The following is a 17,671-nucleotide window of genomic DNA, read 5'->3' on the forward strand; positions in this document are numbered from 1 at the left end:
TTACCTGGCGGGTGTTGGAAGGGGGAGAACAATTTGTCGCAGGATAATTTATCATGTCTGCGTTTTTCCGTAGAAGAATCAGTATGGTTTCAAAAAGGACAGGAAGTCTCACAACTTTTGTCTATCTCCTTAGAGCCTCAAGTATCTATTCAAGAATATGACCAATATGTGTCTATTCGAGGAGCATTACAATTAACAGGTGAATACGAAACGTACGAGGGAGAGCACTCGTTACGCGAATATACAAATGAGAATCAAGTGCAATCTATCTCTGTCCGTGAAGACGGAACGGCTGAATTATCACATCAATTTCCTGTTGATATTACCATTCCTAAAAATCGTATTCAAAGTATTGAAGATGTATATGTATCTATTGATTTATTTGATTATGAATTGCCAGGCACAAATCAGCTGCAGCTAATGGCTGACTTGTCCATCACAGGATTGTATGGAGAACAGCATGAAGAACAGCATGAAGAACGAGAAGAAGAGGAAGAGTTTGCGGAAGAACAGCACATCGTCTCCTATGAAGAAGCAGACGATACTGAAGAGGTATATACTGAAAACTTTGCTCAAGAAGAAGAGGAACAAGAGGAACAAGAGGAGCAAGAGTTTGACGTAAGCTATCGTGAAGCTCCTGCACCTTTAGAGGCAGAGGCTATTGAAGAAGATCATTCAGAAGAGCCTCCTAGTTACTTTTCATCTGTATTTAAAAAAGAATCTCGTGCTGAGCCGGCCGTAGAATATGAAGAGGAAGCATACGAACCATTTGAAGTCGAAGTGAAAAAAGAGGCACAAATCGAGGAAGAAAGAGAAGACAATGTGATTGAGCTGTTTCAGCTTCGTCAAGAGCAAGAAAGTTTAGAAGAATCGCAAGCTAGTGAATTGAATACGTATGCTGACGTTCAACGAGAGGCTGAGCAAGAAGAAGCTGAGCAAGAAGAGGAAAAGATTATTGTTGAATTTCGTAAAGAAGAAAATGAAAGCGGACGAAATGAAAACGCCCTTTATTTAACAAAGCTCTTTTCGCGGGAAGAAGAAGCTTTTTCAACGTGGAAGCTTTGTATTGTTCAAGACGGAGATTCGCTTGATACGATAGCAAACCGCTATAATACGAATGTACAAAACATTTTACGAGTGAATAATTTAGAAGATGAATATGAGCTGGAAGAAGGAAGCATCTTAAATATTCCCGTTCGTTAAAGTCGGAAAGAAAACAGTTTTGACGCATATAATGTCTTAACTGTTTTCTTTATTTTTTACGAGGAAGGAGAATATAGATGCAGCGGACAGTAGCAGACTACAAAGTATTGTTAAAAGAATATGACTTAGATGTTGACTTTATCGAAGACTACGGAAAAGTAAAAAAAGTCTATACGAAAACCGGCGTGTTTGCGCTTAAAGAAATGACGAATCATCAAGAACGAAATCAGAACTTCATTCAAAAGCTGCAGAACGTGTATCAAAAAGGGTGGATGGGCTTTGTCCCTATTTATCAAACGAAACGTTCTCAGCCGATTGTTTCAGATGAAAGCGGCTCATATTACTTAATGCCGTGGCTCCCAAATAACCCAACCGAAGAGCGTGATATTCGATATCATAAATTATTTCAAGAGCTTGCTAAGCTTCACGGCGCTTCGGCGCAGGAAGTAGAAGTGAAAAAAGAAGATATAGAAAATCATTATACATCGATGAAAGAAACGTGGGAAAAACGTCAGGAAGAGCTGAAGCAATACGTAGTAGAATGCGAGAAAAAAGTTTATATGTCCCCGTTTGAATTGCATTACTGTACATTTTATTACGAAATGACGAGAGCGCTTGAATTTGGTTTTGGAAAGCTCGATCAGTGGAACGATGAAATGGAAGAAAAGGAAAAAATCCGGCTGGTTACTTCTCATGGAAAGCTATCGGCTAAACATTTTATCTATGACGAACGGGGAAATGGTTTTTTTATTAATTTTGAACATGCAAAAGATGCTTCACCGATTTATGATTTGGTCTCATTTTATTTCCGTACTCTTCGCACGTACCCAGTAACTACCTATGACAGCTATGAGTGGTTTAGCACGTATGAAAAACATTTTGCTCTCAGAGAAGAGGAACGGCTGCTTTTACACAGTTATTTAGCGTTTCCAGAACCCTTGTATCAGTGTATCGTTCAATATAGGCAGCATAAAGAAAGTAAAACGGAGCTTGAACATATGCAGTCATTTATTCGAGCATACTGGCTGACGAAAAACATTGAACAGCTGAACATTAAAATATTTGAAGTAGATCAGCAAAAAAAAATGGCAGCGGAAGCAGCTGCACAAGCCCAAGCGAACGAATAGCGCTTGGGTTTTTAAATCCAGTCCGAATATAAAGCAACCGCTAGTATGGCAAGCAGTGCCAACAACAGTACATCAAAGGTTGTAGGGAAAAATAGTGTACGTATACCTTGAAAAATTGTTAAAGGAACAATAAACTGTCCACAAGCCGCTCCTGCTGTTTTGAGCCACCGCTGCAGCTGATACGAATTTACATTTATTCGTTTCTTCATTTGTACATGCCCCTTTCAATCCACGTGCCCAGGTTAAAGTCAGTATATGAAAAAAGAAAGAAATGGTGCCATTTTTTTGAGTGAACTCTTCATTTTATTTCCAAATTTAGCGAGTGAATGAAAAAATAAAGAGCAGGACAAAAAAATTATGAATATTATCGTAAAAAAATGGAGAAGATTATTGACGATTCAACATTTTTTCATATAGTATAATTAAGAGAAATTCATACATAAATACAGTGAATAGGAAGAGTACGGGATGTTCGTCTTTCAGAGAGAGGAATCAGCTGCTGTGAGATTTCTTAAGAATGTGCACTCGGAATGTCGCCTATGAGTAGCTTTTTTGAACAGCTGCATAGCTCAGTAGAAAAAGCCGGTTAATCAACCGTTATGAAATGAAGTGTATAGGCTTATCAAACGGGATACGTCTATAAAAAAAGGTGGTACCGCGAAATCAACTCCTTTCGTCCTTTTATTAGGAAAGGAGTTTTTTTATGTTTATAAAAGGTTTACACAGTTTCTAAAGACTGAAACTTTATATTATGGAGGTATACATTATGTCTGAAAAAGAAGTGACTCTTCCAACGAAGTATGATCCAAAAACCGTTGAAGAAAATCGTTATCAGTATTGGTTAGACGGGAAGTTTTTTGAAGCAACAAATGACCCTGAAAAAGAGCCGTATACAATTGTAATTCCACCCCCAAACGTAACGGGCAAGCTGCATTTAGGCCACGCTTGGGATACAACGTTACAAGATATTTTAACGCGTATGAAGCGCATGCAAGGCTATGACGTTCTATGGCTTCCCGGCATGGACCATGCGGGGATTGCAACGCAGGCAAAAGTAGAAGAAAAGCTTCGCAGCGAAGGGAAAAGCCGCTACGATTTAGGCCGCGAAAACTTTGTAGCTGAAACGTGGAAATGGAAAGAAGAATATGCAAGCTTTATTCGCCAGCAGTGGTCGAAGCTAGGACTTGGCTTGGACTATTCACGCGAGCGCTTCACGCTTGATAAAGGTCTTTCTAAAGCAGTGCGTGAAGTATTCGTAACGCTTTACAAAAAAGGATTAATCTATCGCGGAGAATATATTATTAACTGGGATCCAGCTACAAAAACAGCTCTTTCAGACATCGAGGTTATTTACAAAGATGTACAAGGTGCGTTTTATCATATGCGCTATCCGTTGGCAGATGGTTCTGGACATATTGAAATCGCAACAACTCGTCCTGAAACAATGCTAGGAGATACGGCTGTAGCTGTTCACCCTGAAGATGATCGCTATAAGCACTTAATCGGCAAAAAGGTTGTCCTTCCGATTGTAGGGCGTGAAATTCCAATCGTAGGCGATGATTATGTTGATATGGAATTCGGTTCTGGTGCGGTGAAAATTACGCCTGCTCATGACCCGAACGATTTTGAAATTGGAAACCGTCATAATTTAGAGCGTATTTTAGTGATGAATCAAGACGGTACGATGAATGACAAAGCAGGTAAATATGAAGGAATGGATCGTTTTGCTTGCCGTAAGCAAATTGTTAAAGACCTTCAAGAAGACGGCGTATTGTTCAACATTGAAGACCACATGCATTCAGTAGGTCACAGTGAACGAAGCGGTGCCGTTGTCGAACCTTATTTATCAACTCAATGGTTTGTAAAAATGCAGCCGTTAGCAGATAAAGCAGTAGATCTTCAAAAACAAGAAGAAAAAGTCAACTTTGTACCTGATCGTTTTGAAAAGACATACTTACACTGGATGGAAAATATTCGCGACTGGTGTATTTCGCGTCAGCTTTGGTGGGGACACCGCATTCCAGCTTGGTATCACAAAGAAACTGGAGAAGTATACGTAGATCATGAGGCTCCAGCAGATATCGAAAACTGGGAACAGGATTCAGATGTATTAGACACATGGTTCAGTTCAGCGCTATGGCCGTTCTCAACAATGGGCTGGCCGGATGTGGATGCAGCTGATTTCAAACGCTACTACCCAACAAATGTGCTTGTAACAGGCTACGACATTATTTTCTTCTGGGTATCTCGTATGATTTTCCAAGGTCTTGAATTTACGGGTAAACGTCCGTTTGACGATGTACTTATTCACGGTCTTGTACGAGATGCTGAAGGTCGTAAAATGAGTAAATCACTTGGTAACGGCGTAGATCCAATGGAAGTAATCGAGAAATACGGTGCAGATTCTCTTCGCTACTTCTTATCGACAGGAAGCTCACCGGGACAAGATTTACGCTTCAGCTTTGAAAAAGTCGAAGCGACGTGGAATTTTGCAAATAAAATTTGGAATGCTTCTCGTTTTGCATTAATGAACATGGACGGCATCACATTTGAAGAGCTTGATTTATCAGGCGAAAAGTCCGTTGCCGATAAATGGATTTTAACGCGCTTAAATGAGACGATTGAGCACGTAACAAAATTAGCTGACAAATATGAATTCGGTGAAGTTGGACGCATTCTCTATAACTTTATTTGGGATGATTTCTGCGATTGGTACATTGAAATGGCTAAACTTCCTCTTTACGGAGAAGATGAAGCAGCTAAAAAGACAACTCGCTCAATTTTAGCTTATGTACTTGATAACACAATGCGACTTTTACATCCATTCATGCCGTTTATTACTGAGGAAATTTGGCAAAGCTTGCCGCATGAAGGCGAATCAATTACAGTAGCTAAATGGCCGGAAGTACGCGCTGAGCTTTCGGATAAAGAAGCTGCTAACGATATGCGTTTACTTGTAGATATTATTCGTGCTGTTCGTAATATTCGTGCTGAAGTGAACACGCCGATGAGCAAACAAGTAAAATTATTTATTAAAGCTAAAGATGAAAATATTCAAAGCCAGCTTGAAAAGAACCGTGCGTATGTAGAACGTTTCTGTAATCCAAGTGAGCTTGTGATTTCAACCGATGTTTCATTAGATGAAAAAGCGATGAGTGCTGTTGTAACAGGAGCAGAATTAATTTTACCTCTTGAAGGTTTAATTAATATCGAAGAAGAAATCGCACGTTTAGAAAAAGAATACGACAAGTTAAACAAAGAAGTAGAGCGTGTACAAAAGAAATTAAACAACCAAGGCTTTATTGCAAAAGCGCCTGCTAAAGTAGTAGAAGAAGAGCGTGCAAAAGAGCAAGATTACGTTGAAAAACGTGAAGCTGTTCAGTCTCGTATTGCTGAATTACGCGGATAATCAATGGGTTAATGAATGAACAGAAAAAGCGTGGCTTGTATAGCGACGCTTTTTCTTTACATAATAATAGCGATGGAAAAGAAAGGTGAATAAAAGATGATAACGACATATGAAGAAGCGCTTGATTGGATTCATAACAGACTTCGCTTTGGAATCAAGCCGGGGTTAGAACGAATGGAATGGATGCTAGAGCAGCTTGATTTTCCGCAGCAAAATATAAATGCTATTCATGTTGCTGGGACGAATGGTAAAGGTTCTACTGTTTCTTATTTGCGAAACATGTTAGAAGAAGCAGGGTATAAAGTTGGAACGTTTACTTCCCCTTATATCGAAACATTTAATGAGCGGATTAGCGTGAATGGACAGCCTATTTCAAATGAAGCAATGACCGCTCTTGTTCAGGAAGTAAAGCCTGTAGTGGAGCGACTAGAACATACGGACTTAGGGTCAGCAACGGAATTTGAAGTGATTACAATCATGGCTTTTCTTTATTTCGGCTATCATGATTCAGTTGACTATGCTGTGTTTGAAACAGGTCTTGGGGGACGATATGATTCAACAAACGTTGTGAATCCTATGGTGAGTGTTATTACAAACATTGGATTTGATCACATGGCGATACTAGGTGATACGGTAGAAGAAATTTCAGCAGAAAAAGCGGGGATTATTAAAAAAGAAGTCCCTATTATTACTGGTGCGGAGCAGGTAAAGGCGCTCGACGTCATTACAGAAGAGGCAAATTCGAAGCAGGCTCCGTTATTTGTGTTAGGAAAAGAATTTAAAATTGAAAACTATGAGCCCGTAGCAAATGGAGAAGGCTTTACGTTAAAAACGCCGTATGGTACATTTGAACACTTGCAATTAAATATGCTTGGCTATCATCAAGTTAAAAATGCAGCTTTGGCTGTGATGGCCGTTTGTTATTTAAAAGAAAAGAAAAAGCTTTCTATCTCCAATGAGCAAATGATAAAAGGGATTCAGCATACAAAGTGGAACGGCCGCTTTGAGATAGTAAATGAGCATCCTTTAACGATTATTGATGGGGCTCATAATGCAGAAGGCATTGATAGCTTGTTATCTACTTTACGCCTTCATTATGAAGATCGAAACATTCATTTAGTTTTCAGCTGTTTAAATGATAAAAGCGCTGATCGAATGGTCCAAGAACTTGAAACAATCGCTACAAGTATTACATTTACGTCCTTTGACTTTCCTCGTGCTCGCGCAGCCGCGGAGCTTTATGAGATGAGTACTCATCATAATAAGCATATGGACGAGGATTGGAAAAAAGCAATTGCTTACGTAAAGGAAAAGGCGACAGGTGAACAAGACATGGTGGTGATTACAGGGTCTCTGTACTTTATATCAGAAGTGCGGGCTTTTCTTCTCAGCTGAGCAAAAGCAGCAAGTGAAATCTTGCTGCTTTTAACATAATGTAAGGAAGGGATACGGATAATAAGTAAGCACTAAGTTCAAAGTATTGTCACTTTCACCCCCTAGGTAAGTGATATATAATAAACATGTACATCACTAAATAAGGAGATTGTTAACATGAGTAAGAATAATGAAAAAATTGTACCGAAAAGTAATAAAAACTTTACCGGTATTATTCTTACCTTTTCAGTGATAGCGAATGTTATTATTTTACTGCTATTCTTTTCGAATATTGGCTATCAAGGAAAAGTAAGTTTTGATTTGACTATCTTTCCACGGTTAAATGCTATTTTGAATAGTTTTACGTTTATTTTTTTAGTTGCAGCGTTGATTTCAATTTTCAGGAAAAATATTAATGCTCATAAAGGTTTTATTTTAGCAGCATTCACTTCCACACTGCTCTTTTTAGTTTCATATTTAACGTTCCACTACATTTCCACAGAAACAGCTACGTTCGGTGGAGAAGGAATCGTTCGTCCCATTTACTTTTTTATTTTGATCACACACAGTTTTCTAGCAGCGATTATTGTTCCGCTGGCACTGTTTGCACTTGTGTGGGGCTGGACAATGCAAGTTGAAAAACATAAAAAAATTGTGCGATGGACAATGCCAATCTGGCTTTATGTAAGTCTTACAGGTGTAATTGTCTACTTATTTATGGCTCCTTACTATTAAAAAACGTCTGCTTTTGCAGACGTTTTTTTATGCTGTTTTTGTTTTTTAGTGATATAATCCTTATTACCTATAAAAGGTGTGTTTTAAGGAAGGAGGCATACAAAATATGACTTTTATGGGTATTATGATTCAGTTTAGTAATGAAGGAGTTGTTTGATACTAATCAATAAAGGAGAGGTGTAGAAATGGATAAACTGTCAACGGAGAATAAAGGACTTTCTCTAATGCAAGTGATCATACTGGTTATCGTAATAGGTCTTCTAGCAGCTTTTCTTATTCCATTTATTGGCAGTTATTTAAAAGGAAAAGATACATTGCCCCATTCAAAAGAAAATCTACAGTTAGTATTCTGTAATCCTGAAATGGAAGGAGTCGTATGAGTTTAATTTACCTTTATCTATTTGTTTCAGGTATCACCCTAGGTTCATTTTATAACGTAGCAGGTCTTAGAATTCCTCAGAAAAAATCTATCTTATCTCCAAGATCTCATTGTCCACACTGTTTATCCGGTCTTTCTCCACAGCAGTTAATTCCCATAGTCTCCTACATTAAAAATGCAGGAAAATGTAGTATGTGTCGCAAAAAAATCTCCTTCATCTACCCGTTCGTAGAATTTTCGACAGGAAGTTTATTTGTATATGCTTTTTTTAGATTAAATATGACGTTAGAACTGATTGTCATATTAACCTTTGTTTCTTTTTTAACAATTATAGTTGTCTCAGATATAGCTTATATGATTGTCCCGAATAAGGTGCTGCTTTTCTTTTTGCCTATCTTTCTTCTTGAGCGTCTTTTCATTCCATTAACTTCGTGGAGTGATTCCTTAATGGGAGGAGGAATAGCATTTTTTCTCCTCTTTCTAGTCGCATTTCTCAGCAGAGGAGGCCTTGGAGAAGGAGATATTAAATTGTATGGTTTGATTGGTATTGTGCTTGGAGTAAAGCTTGTTTTACTATCGCTTTTTTTAGCTATATTAATAGGCGGAACCGTTAGTATAGGAGCGTTATTAATGAAAAAGGCAAAGGTAGGTGTACCAATTCCTTTCGTTCCTTTTATTTTTATAGGGACAATCGCTGCTTATTTTCATGGAAACGAATTGATAGACTGGTATGTTAGCAGCTATTTTTATTGAGCTTCAAGTCTTCGACAAATTTGAAATTTCTGTAACTAAATAGCGAAAACCTTTTGTAACAAGACGACAAATGTCTTGTTATTTTTTTTTTCTTCTATGATAGCATGGAAAAAAGTGTATGTTTTATGTCGGTTTACCTCAGCTTGCAACCGGTACTAAGACTACGTTAACTAAAGGCGGTGGGGCAGTGGACAAGCAGGAACGAAAGATTTCAATTAAAATCAATGGTCAATCCAAGGATGAAAAGGAAGAACAAGCGCCCGAAAAAGACGAATTTACGTGGGTTCTTCCGGAGCCGGCATCCAAAGATTCTCATGTGGAAGAAAATAAAGTGGTGTTTATTGAAGATGTAAGAAATGAAAAAAAGAAAAAGCCGCGATTACATCCTAAAAATGTTTCGATTAAAACGGTAAACGGCGGTGTGATCAAACGAACGGCTCTGATTGTACTGCTAGCAGTCGGAATAGGCAGCGGCATCGGTATGGTTGGTGTGAAAATGATGACGGGAAGCGAACAGCCTGTAGGAAAAGCACAAACGAGTGAGCGTACGAAAGAAGAAAAAGCTGCCCAAACAGCGTCTGCCACTGAAAGTGTTGGTAAAGCTGAAAAGAAAAACGAACAGGAGTCGAAAGATACGTCAGCTGCTGCTTCTACTTTAGAACCCTTTTCCTTTTACATTGTACAAGCAGGTGCTTTTTCATCAAAAGCTGCTGCAAATAAAGCAATGGATAAATGGAAAGAAGAGAACGAAGCAGGCGAGATCTTTTCACCTAAAACCTATTCTCTTGTCGTTGGTGCTGCCACTGGAGAAGAAAAAGCGAAGGCACTTAGTAACACGTATAAACAACAAGGTAAAGATGTATATGTAAAGTCTTATGAAATTAAGCCCACTAGCGAATTAGGGAAAAAAGATCAAACGGTTATAACAACAGCGCAGCCGTTTATGGCTAATCTTTTAGATCAATCTGTTAAAGCGATTGAAGGAGAGCGGGTAGCCGATATCAAATCTCTGAAAAAAGAGCTGACAAAAGTTCAGAAAGAAGCATCAAATGGAGACATTAAAACCATGATGAGCACCCTTCAAAAGGCTGCGGCTTCTCTTTCTTCATATGAAGACAATCAAAGCAGTAAAGATGCTTGGCTTGCTCAGCGATACGTGTTAAAAGCTCTTCAGCAGTATGAAAGCCTTGTAACGTCTTAACAGGTGAGGTAGTGTAATGCTGCCTCACTTGTTTATTGTCATTTCGAGATGAAATTGCTAAAATAACGGTGTGTCCTTCTTTTTAAAATCAAAATGCAAAGGTGAGATGTATGAAACAAACATTAATTTTAGCCTCAGGCTCTCCTCGTCGAAAAGAATTACTTCAGCAGCTTCACATTCCCTTTACCGTTCACGTTAGTACAATTGAAGAAATCGTCAATCCATCATACACTCCGTCCGAGGTAGTAATGGATTTAGCTAGGCAAAAAGCAGTGGACGTCGCTTCGCATTTTAAAGAGGATATGGTCCTAGGTGCCGATACAGTTGTCGTATATGGCAATCGTATTTTAGGAAAGCCAAAAACGAAACAAGAAGCGATTGAAACACTTACGATGCTGTCAGGTCAAAAACATCAGGTGTTAACAGGAGTAGCGTTCGTATCAAATGCAAAAGTTCATACGTTTTATGAACAAACTGATGTAGAGTTTTGGCCGATTGAACAAGATGAAATCGTACAGTACGTAGAGTCAGGAGAGCCTATGGATAAGGCTGGTTCTTATGGAATTCAAGGTCTCGGTGCTGCGCTAGTTAAGAAAATTGAAGGAGACTATTTCTCTGTGGTGGGCTTGCCGCTCTCCCGAACAATACGTGAGCTAAAACAATACGGTTTCGTCTACTAAAAAGGAGTGACGAAATTGGATCAATCATTGCTAATTAAAGATTTTCCTCAAGATGAAAGACCTCGAGAGCGCCTTGTGGCAATGGGTGCTTCTAGTCTTTCTAACCACGAGCTTATTGCTATTTTACTGCGCACTGGAACCAAAGATGAATCTGTTCTTCAGCTGTCCAATCGCATATTAACGCATTTTGAAGGTCTTCAACTTTTACAGCATGCATCGCTTGATGAAATGATGAATATTAAAGGTATCGGACCTGCAAAAGCGATTCAAATTATAGCGGCTATTGAAATAGGCAAGAGGATTGTACAGCGGAAATCTAGTCAGCGATATACCATTCATGGCCCTGAAGACGGAGCTAATTATGTGATGGAAGAAATGCGCGTGCTGTCCCAAGAGCATTTCGTCTGTTTATACCTCAACACGAAAAATCAAGTTCTCCACAAGCAAACCATTTTTATCGGAAGCCTCAATTCATCTATTGTCCATCCAAGAGAAGTATTTAAAGAAGCCTTTCGCCGTTCAGCTGCATCTCTTATTTGTATTCATAATCATCCCTCCGGCGACCCTACTCCCAGCAGAGAAGATATAGAGGTAACGAAGCGCTTAAAAGAGTGCGGATTTATCATAGGAATTGAATTGTTAGATCATTTAATTATCGGGGATCGAAAATATATTAGTTTAAAAGAAAAAGGATACATGTAAGGCTATGCTTTTTAAAATCCTTGGGTTATAATAGTAGTCATGATTTTAAATGACAAGTTCTTTACAATCATTCGTTATTAATAGACAAAGTATGACTTTTTATCATACAATATTTGGCGTTGACATCTATGAAAAAAGTATAGAAAATAAAAAATGTTACTTATGAAATGAAGAAATTGAATTATGGAATTTTTACCTTTGCATTTTGGTAAGAGAAAGGAAGAGACACATGTTTGGAATCGGTACTAGAGACCTTGGAATAGATTTGGGTACTGCAAATACGCTCGTTTATGTAAAAGGAAAAGGAATTGTTGTGCGTGAGCCGTCTGTTGTGGCTTTGCAAACTGATACAAAACAAATCGTTGCGGTAGGTAACGATGCAAAAAATATGATTGGTCGTACACCTGGGAACGTAGTAGCCCTTCGTCCAATGAAAGATGGAGTTATTGCAGATTACGAAACAACTGCGACGATGATGAAATATTACATCAATCAAGCTCAAAAAACAAAAAGTTTGTTTGCGGGTAAGCCGTATGTAATGGTTTGTGTACCTTCTGGCATTACAGCTGTTGAGAAACGTGCCGTTATTGATGCGACTCGTCAGGCTGGCGCACGTGATGCGTATACAATTGAAGAACCGTTTGCTGCAGCAATCGGCGCCAATCTACCGGTTTGGGAGCCAACGGGAAGTATGGTAGTAGATATTGGCGGAGGAACAACAGAAGTTGCGATTATTTCTTTAGGCGGAATCGTAACATGTCAGTCAATCCGTATCGCTGGTGACGAGATGGATGAAGCGATTATTCAATATATTCGCAAGAATTACAATTTAATGATCGGTGAGCGTACGTCAGAAGCATTAAAAGTAGAAGTCGGTTCTGCCGGAATTCCAGAAGGTATTGAAAACATGGAAATTCGCGGACGTGACTTACTAACAGGTCTACCGAAAACAATCGAAATTTCAGCAGAAGAAATTGCAGAAGCGCTAAAAGATACAGTGGCTTCTATTGTAGATTCAGTAAAAAGTACATTAGAAAAAACACCACCTGAACTTGCGGCAGATATTATGGATCGCGGTATTGTATTAACAGGCGGTGGCGCATTGCTACGTAATTTAGATAAAGTTATTAGTGAAGAAACAAATATGCCGGTTGTCATCGCAGAAGATCCGCTTGACTGTGTTGCAATTGGAACTGGTAAAGCGTTAGAACACATTGATTTATTTAAAAATCGTACAAGCGATTCATATCGCTAAATATTAAGAGGTGTAGATCGTGCCACAATTTTTCTTAAATAAACGTTTAGTTATTTTATTGGTCAGTATTATTGTATTAGTGGCATTGATTGGTTTTTCGTTAAATGGTCGTAAAAATGTAACGTGGCCTGAACAGTTTGTCAAAGATACGGTTGGTCTTGTTCAGGCTACCTTTAATGAACCCGCACAATTTGTAGCGGGTTTCTTTCAGAATGTAGGTGACTTAAAGCGTACATACGAAGAAAACGAGGTATTAAAAGCCCGTTTAGACGAACGCATGCAATTAGAAACGAAAGCCAACGCTTTGCAGCAAGAAAATAAAAAATTAAGAGCACAGCTCGACAAAAAAACGGATTTAAGTCAATACAACCCAATCGAAGCAACAGTTATTGCTCGTAATCCAGACCGTTGGCATGAGGTAATTGCCATTGATAAAGGGACGGTTCATAATGTGCAGGAAAATATGGCTGTTATGACTCCTGAAGGGCTGATTGGTAAAGTGAAGCATGCATCTAAGTTTACATCTACTGTGCAGTTAATTAGTTCATCAGATCGTACGAACCGTGTATCTGCTAAAATTCAGGCTAAAAAAGAAGTGTTTGGTTTAATTGAAGGCTATGATGATAAAGAACAGGCGCTTGTTATGCGTCGTATTCCTTTTGATGCTGATATTAAAGAAAAGCAAAAAGTAGTAACGTCCGGTCTAGGACAAGAAGACGGCATTTTTCCTAGCAATCTTCCAATTGGCGTTATCACAAAAATTGAGCCTGATGAATATGGATTAACAAAAAAAGCTTATATCAAACCTGCTGCTGACTTGTATGACTTAGATAACGTAGTTGTAGCTAAAAGAAGTGCGCCCGCTGCTGAAGACGATTTAGGGGCGGAGGAGGCTAACTGATGAAGCGGTTTGTCCTTCCTATTCTCGTGCTTGTCGTTTTTATGTTTGAAAGTATCTTTGTTAATTTTGTTGCCATGGCATCACCATGGCGAGACTGGATTCTATCGCCTCACTTTGTTGTAGTGGTACTGGCTTTTATGGCAGTGTATTATCATCCAAAGCAAGCGATGCTATATGGAGTAATCCTTGGATTCATGTACGATATTGCCTTTACGGATGTCTTAGGAGTATACGCGCTTGGATTGCCGGCCGTATGCTATATCGTATCAAAACTAATGAAGATTTTTCAGCAAAATACGCTTATCGTAATCTGCATGTCGCTATTAGCTGTAGCCATTATTGAGTTTTATGTATATGGCATTAATAGCATTATTAATATATCCGATATGACCATTGGTCGCTTCTTGCAAGAGCGATTTTACGCAACCATCATTTTAAATGCCATATTTGCACTCATTTTTGCATTTCCGCTTCAAAGATGTTTTCAATATTTCGCTAAATTTATCGATGAACGCTGATCCGAAAATATATTACGCTTCTCGTTCGTGATGTGATAAAAATGCTGATTGAAGAAACGAAAAAAAGGAATTGAGTAAGTCTCTGTCGAAATTATATATTCGTTGAGGTGAGCGTCTTGAATAAACAAAAGCAACAAAATGTGACAATTAAAGGAACAAAAGATGGATTAACGTTGCATCTCAATGATAGATGTTCATTTGCAGAGCTTTTGACGGAACTTAAGACGAAGCTTTTGACAAATAAGCATGGCGATGCCGATCAAATCGTCACAGTGTATGTCAAAATCGGAAATCGTTATTTAACTACAGAGCAGGAAACCGAATTGAAGGCGCTCATAGAAGAAAATCAGTATTTAGTAGTTAAACAAATTGATAGTAACGTTATTTTAAAGCAAGATGCAGTCCGAGTAAGAGAAGAAAGTGAATTAGTATCTGTTACAAAGGTAGTTCGTTCAGGACAGGTTCTCCATGTAGAAGGCGATTTGCTTCTAGTCGGAGACGTAAATCCCGGAGGAACCGTTGTAGCTGGAGGAAATTTATTTGTATTAGGTGCTTTAAAAGGGATTGCTCATGCAGGATATCGCGGCAATAAAAACGCCGTTATTGCTGCATCGTTAATGAAACCTTCACAACTGCGCATTGCTGATATCATTACCCGATCAGAAGAAGAGCGCAGTGAGAAGGAAGAGAATATAATGGAATGTGCATACTTAGATGATAATGATCAAATGGTGATAGATCGCGTGCAAGCTTTACCGCATCTAAGACCGAATTTGACCAGGGTAGAAAGGAGAATTTGACAGTGGGAGAGGCTATTGTTGTTACGTCTGGTAAAGGTGGAGTTGGAAAAACAACGACATCAGCCAATTTAGGTACTGCTCTAGCATTAGCTGGAAAGCGCGTGTGTCTAGTAGACACTGATATCGGCTTACGCAACTTGGATGTTGTAATGGGGCTTGAAAATCGTATTATTTATGATCTTGTAGACGTGGTAGAAGGTCGATGCCAACCGCAAAAAGCCTTGATTAAGGACAAGCGTTTTGAATGTTTGTACTTACTTCCTGCTGCTCAAACGAGTGACAAAACAGCTGTTCAACCAGAACAAATGCGAGAGTTAGTTCTTCAGTTAAAGCAAGACTATGACTATGTGGTTATTGATTGCCCAGCTGGTATTGAACAAGGCTATAAGAATGCCGTAGCTGGCGCTGATAAGGCACTCGTTGTGACAACACCGGAAGTTTCAGCTGTTCGTGATGCTGACCGTATTATTGGATTATTGGAGCAAGAGGATATCGAATCTCCAAAACTGGTTATTAACCGAATCCGTAGTCATATGATGAAAAATGGAGACATGCTGGACGTGGAAGAAATTTCTCAGCTTCTGGCTGTTGATTTAATTGGAATCGTTGCTGACGATGAAAATGTTATTCGTGCTTCTAACAACGGTGAACCAATTGTCATGGATCCATCAAGCAAAGCATCAATTGCATATCGTAATATTGCAAGACGTATTCTAGGTGAAACGGTTCCTCTTCAATCGTTAGATGAAGAAGATAAGGGAATGTTTGCACGTATTAAACGATTCTTTGGTGTTCGTTCTTAAAAAGCTTCCGATAGAGGAAGCTTTTTTTATTTGTGTGATTTTGTAGAGTCAAGCTGTCATAAGCTCCACGGACAAGTCATATAGTTGATTATACGATAAGAACAAGGAGAATGATGAATCATGAATCGACGTGCTGATGAAATCCGTAAACGAATTGCTGAGCGTAAGCGAAAACAATTAAATACAACGAAGCGTCTTCCTCAAGAACCTCTTCATACGTCCTTAATGAGTGAAGAAGAAAAATATGGATCGATGGATTATTCTGCGGTTGAATACACACCATCAGCAAAGGAATATCACCCGTTATTTCGAAAAGAACGCTTTTTATTTAAAATTTTAGCTTCGGCCTGCTTAGTGTTAATTGTAGGAATTATGTTCAAGAACGCTTCTCCTACTTTCGAACAGGGCAGAGTGGTGGTTCAACAAACAATGGATAAAGAATTTCAGTTTGCAGCTGTTTCCTCCTGGTATGAAGATAAGTTTGGGAAGCCGTTAACGCTACTGCCGAATAAAGAGTCTAGCAAAACGGAGCAAAGTGTAAGCGGAGAATACGCTACTCCAGCTTCCGGGAAAGTAACAGAAACATTTGCTCAAAGTAAGCAAGGCGTGACGGTTCAAACAGGAGTGGATTCTGTTGTAGAAGCAATGAGTGAAGGTATTGTAAGGTATGTAGGAAAACGTGATGATACTGGGAATACGGTTATTATTCAACATGCTGATGGAACCGAAACGTGGTATGGACAGCTTAAAAAAATCAATGTTAGTATGTATGATTTTGTAAATAAAGGCAAAGAAGTAGGAATTGTGGAAAACAGTAAAAAAGGCGATGCTGGAACATTCTATTTTGCTATTAAAAAAGGCGATAAGTTTGTGGATCCTAGTCAGGTGATTCAATTTGAATAGTGCTTTTTCGTTATTGATGAAAATTCACATTCATCCATTGTTTTGGGGGATTTTCGTAATTGGTATCTTAACGGCTACGGTAAAGCAGCTTTTTTTGTTATTTATTATTGTAATTATTCATGAACTGGGCCACGCCGTAGCGGCTCAGTGTTTTTCTTGGCGGATTCGCAGAATTATGCTCTTACCTTTTGGGGGAGTAGCAGAAGTAGATGAACATGGTAATCGTCCATTTCGAGAAGAGTTTATTGTGACAATAAGTGGACCTCTTCAGCATCTTTGGATGTTTGGAGCAGCTTTCTTATTAATGAAAATAAATGTGTTGTCCTTGGAAACGTATGAGCAATTTATGTTTCAATGCACGGTAATTTTACTGTTTAACCTTTTGCCCATTTGGCCATTGGACGGAGGGAAGCTGCTTTTTTTAATGTGCAGTCGTTCTTTACCATTTTTAGAAGCGCATAAGCTTGCGCTCCGGTTATCAACGTTTTTTTTAGCTAGCGGTATTATCTACGCCGTCATTATGCATCCTTTTCAGCTGCACTTATGGATTGTTATTTCATTTTTAATTATATCCGGATATTTGGAATGGAAGAGCAGGCAATTTGTCTACATGCGCTTTTTGTTGGAGAGGTATCATGGAAAAGAACATCCAATTGGAGCTTTAAAAACGCTAAGTGTATCAACCAGTGAGACGCTCCATCAAGTCCTGCAAAAATTTCAAAGAGGTTGTAAGCATATGATTATTGCTACATCTCAAACAGGCGAGCATGTACAAATTGATGAAAATGAACTTCTACACGCTTACTTTGTAGAAAAAAGAACAAATAGCCCACTAGATGAACTTGTAACAGTTTACTGATTTCTAGTAACATAGAATAGAATGAAAAAAGTTCGGTTGCACTGACCGAACTTTTTCCTATGAATTTAG

General features: G+C 38.7%; 18 protein-coding genes and 1 other annotated feature. Of the genes, 17 read left to right on the top strand and 1 reads right to left on the bottom strand.

Translation table 11 applies throughout. The features are described from left to right. Positions 1-33: 33 nt before the first annotated feature. Both spoVID and ysxE read left to right on the top strand, forming a co-directional pair. Positions 34-1,203 carry a stage VI sporulation protein D gene (spoVID, locus tag ACOZIR_RS01145; RefSeq protein WP_045291097.1) on the top strand — a complete coding sequence of 390 codons (1,170 nt, stop codon included), beginning with the start codon at positions 34-36 and terminating at the stop codon, positions 1,201-1,203. Between the two features lie 77 nt (positions 1,204-1,280). Next, on the top strand, positions 1,281-2,330 hold the full coding sequence (gene ysxE / locus ACOZIR_RS01150) for a spore coat protein YsxE (RefSeq protein WP_045291096.1): 1,050 nt from the start codon (positions 1,281-1,283) through the stop codon (positions 2,328-2,330). Between the two features lie 11 nt (positions 2,331-2,341). On the opposite strand, the gene ACOZIR_RS01155 is transcribed toward ysxE, so the two are convergent. Continuing rightward, the gene (locus ACOZIR_RS01155; RefSeq protein WP_013059354.1) at positions 2,342-2,539 is read right to left on the bottom strand and encodes a hypothetical protein; all 198 of its coding nucleotides are present in this window, start codon (positions 2,537-2,539) and stop codon (positions 2,342-2,344) included. 230 nt (positions 2,540-2,769) lie between these two features. Next, positions 2,770-3,014: a binding site (T-box leader), on the top strand. 82 nt (positions 3,015-3,096) lie between these two features. On the opposite strand from ACOZIR_RS01155, the gene ACOZIR_RS01160 reads away from it, so the two are divergent. From ACOZIR_RS01160 to ACOZIR_RS01230, 15 genes are all read left to right on the top strand, one after another. Beyond that, positions 3,097-5,739, top strand: a complete 2,643-nt coding sequence (locus ACOZIR_RS01160; protein WP_045291095.1) for a valine--tRNA ligase — start codon at positions 3,097-3,099, stop codon at positions 5,737-5,739. Between the two features lie 96 nt (positions 5,740-5,835). Then, on the top strand, positions 5,836-7,134 hold the full coding sequence (locus ACOZIR_RS01165) for a bifunctional folylpolyglutamate synthase/dihydrofolate synthase (protein WP_045291094.1): 1,299 nt from the start codon (positions 5,836-5,838) through the stop codon (positions 7,132-7,134). A 156-nt stretch (positions 7,135-7,290) separates the two neighbouring features. Continuing rightward, on the top strand, positions 7,291-7,848 hold the full coding sequence (locus ACOZIR_RS01170; protein WP_013059351.1) for a DUF420 domain-containing protein: 558 nt from the start codon (positions 7,291-7,293) through the stop codon (positions 7,846-7,848). 185 nt (positions 7,849-8,033) lie between these two features. Continuing rightward, positions 8,034-8,228, top strand: a complete 195-nt coding sequence (locus tag ACOZIR_RS01175) for a hypothetical protein (RefSeq protein ID WP_310878307.1) — start codon at positions 8,034-8,036, stop codon at positions 8,226-8,228. Further along, on the top strand, positions 8,225-8,980 hold the full coding sequence (locus tag ACOZIR_RS01180) for a prepilin peptidase (RefSeq protein WP_045291092.1): 756 nt from the start codon (positions 8,225-8,227) through the stop codon (positions 8,978-8,980). The genes ACOZIR_RS01175 and ACOZIR_RS01180 overlap by 4 nt, the downstream gene beginning before the upstream one ends. A gap of 118 nt (positions 8,981-9,098) precedes the next feature. After that, on the top strand, positions 9,099-10,181 hold the full coding sequence (locus tag ACOZIR_RS01185; RefSeq protein WP_045291091.1) for an SPOR domain-containing protein: 1,083 nt from the start codon (positions 9,099-9,101) through the stop codon (positions 10,179-10,181). A gap of 110 nt (positions 10,182-10,291) precedes the next feature. Beyond that, positions 10,292-10,861 (top strand): Maf family protein, encoded by a 570-nt coding sequence (locus ACOZIR_RS01190; RefSeq protein WP_045291090.1) that lies wholly within the window; start codon positions 10,292-10,294, stop codon positions 10,859-10,861. A gap of 15 nt (positions 10,862-10,876) precedes the next feature. Further along, entirely contained in the window at positions 10,877-11,563 is a 687-nt protein-coding gene (gene radC / locus ACOZIR_RS01195; RefSeq protein ID WP_045291089.1) for a RadC family protein, read from the top strand. 229 nt (positions 11,564-11,792) lie between these two features. Beyond that, positions 11,793-12,818 (top strand): rod shape-determining protein, encoded by a 1,026-nt coding sequence (locus tag ACOZIR_RS01200; RefSeq protein ID WP_013059345.1) that lies wholly within the window; start codon positions 11,793-11,795, stop codon positions 12,816-12,818. A 19-nt stretch (positions 12,819-12,837) separates the two neighbouring features. Continuing rightward, on the top strand, positions 12,838-13,719 hold the full coding sequence (mreC, locus tag ACOZIR_RS01205) for a rod shape-determining protein MreC (protein ID WP_013059344.1): 882 nt from the start codon (positions 12,838-12,840) through the stop codon (positions 13,717-13,719). Further along, on the top strand, positions 13,719-14,237 hold the full coding sequence (gene mreD / locus ACOZIR_RS01210; RefSeq protein WP_014458115.1) for a rod shape-determining protein MreD: 519 nt from the start codon (positions 13,719-13,721) through the stop codon (positions 14,235-14,237). The genes mreC and mreD overlap by 1 nt, the downstream gene beginning before the upstream one ends. A 116-nt stretch (positions 14,238-14,353) precedes the next feature. Continuing rightward, positions 14,354-15,037 carry a septum site-determining protein MinC gene (gene minC / locus ACOZIR_RS01215; RefSeq protein ID WP_045291088.1) on the top strand — a complete coding sequence of 228 codons (684 nt, stop codon included), beginning with the start codon at positions 14,354-14,356 and terminating at the stop codon, positions 15,035-15,037. A gap of 2 nt (positions 15,038-15,039) precedes the next feature. After that, on the top strand, positions 15,040-15,840 hold the full coding sequence (gene minD, locus ACOZIR_RS01220; protein WP_013059341.1) for a septum site-determining protein MinD: 801 nt from the start codon (positions 15,040-15,042) through the stop codon (positions 15,838-15,840). A gap of 120 nt (positions 15,841-15,960) precedes the next feature. Then, positions 15,961-16,743 carry a M23 family metallopeptidase gene (locus tag ACOZIR_RS01225; protein ID WP_045291087.1) on the top strand — a complete coding sequence of 261 codons (783 nt, stop codon included), beginning with the start codon at positions 15,961-15,963 and terminating at the stop codon, positions 16,741-16,743. Beyond that, positions 16,736-17,602 (top strand): M50 family metallopeptidase, encoded by an 867-nt coding sequence (locus ACOZIR_RS01230; RefSeq protein WP_052942374.1) that lies wholly within the window; start codon positions 16,736-16,738, stop codon positions 17,600-17,602. Before ACOZIR_RS01225 ends, ACOZIR_RS01230 begins: the two co-directional genes overlap by 8 nt. Positions 17,603-17,671 lie beyond the last annotated feature (69 nt).

The sequence above is a fragment of the Priestia sp. D3YE.R1 genome (genome assembly GCF_049199565.1).
In the GTDB taxonomy this organism is placed as follows: domain Bacteria; phylum Bacillota; class Bacilli; order Bacillales; family Bacillaceae_H; genus Priestia; species Priestia aryabhattai.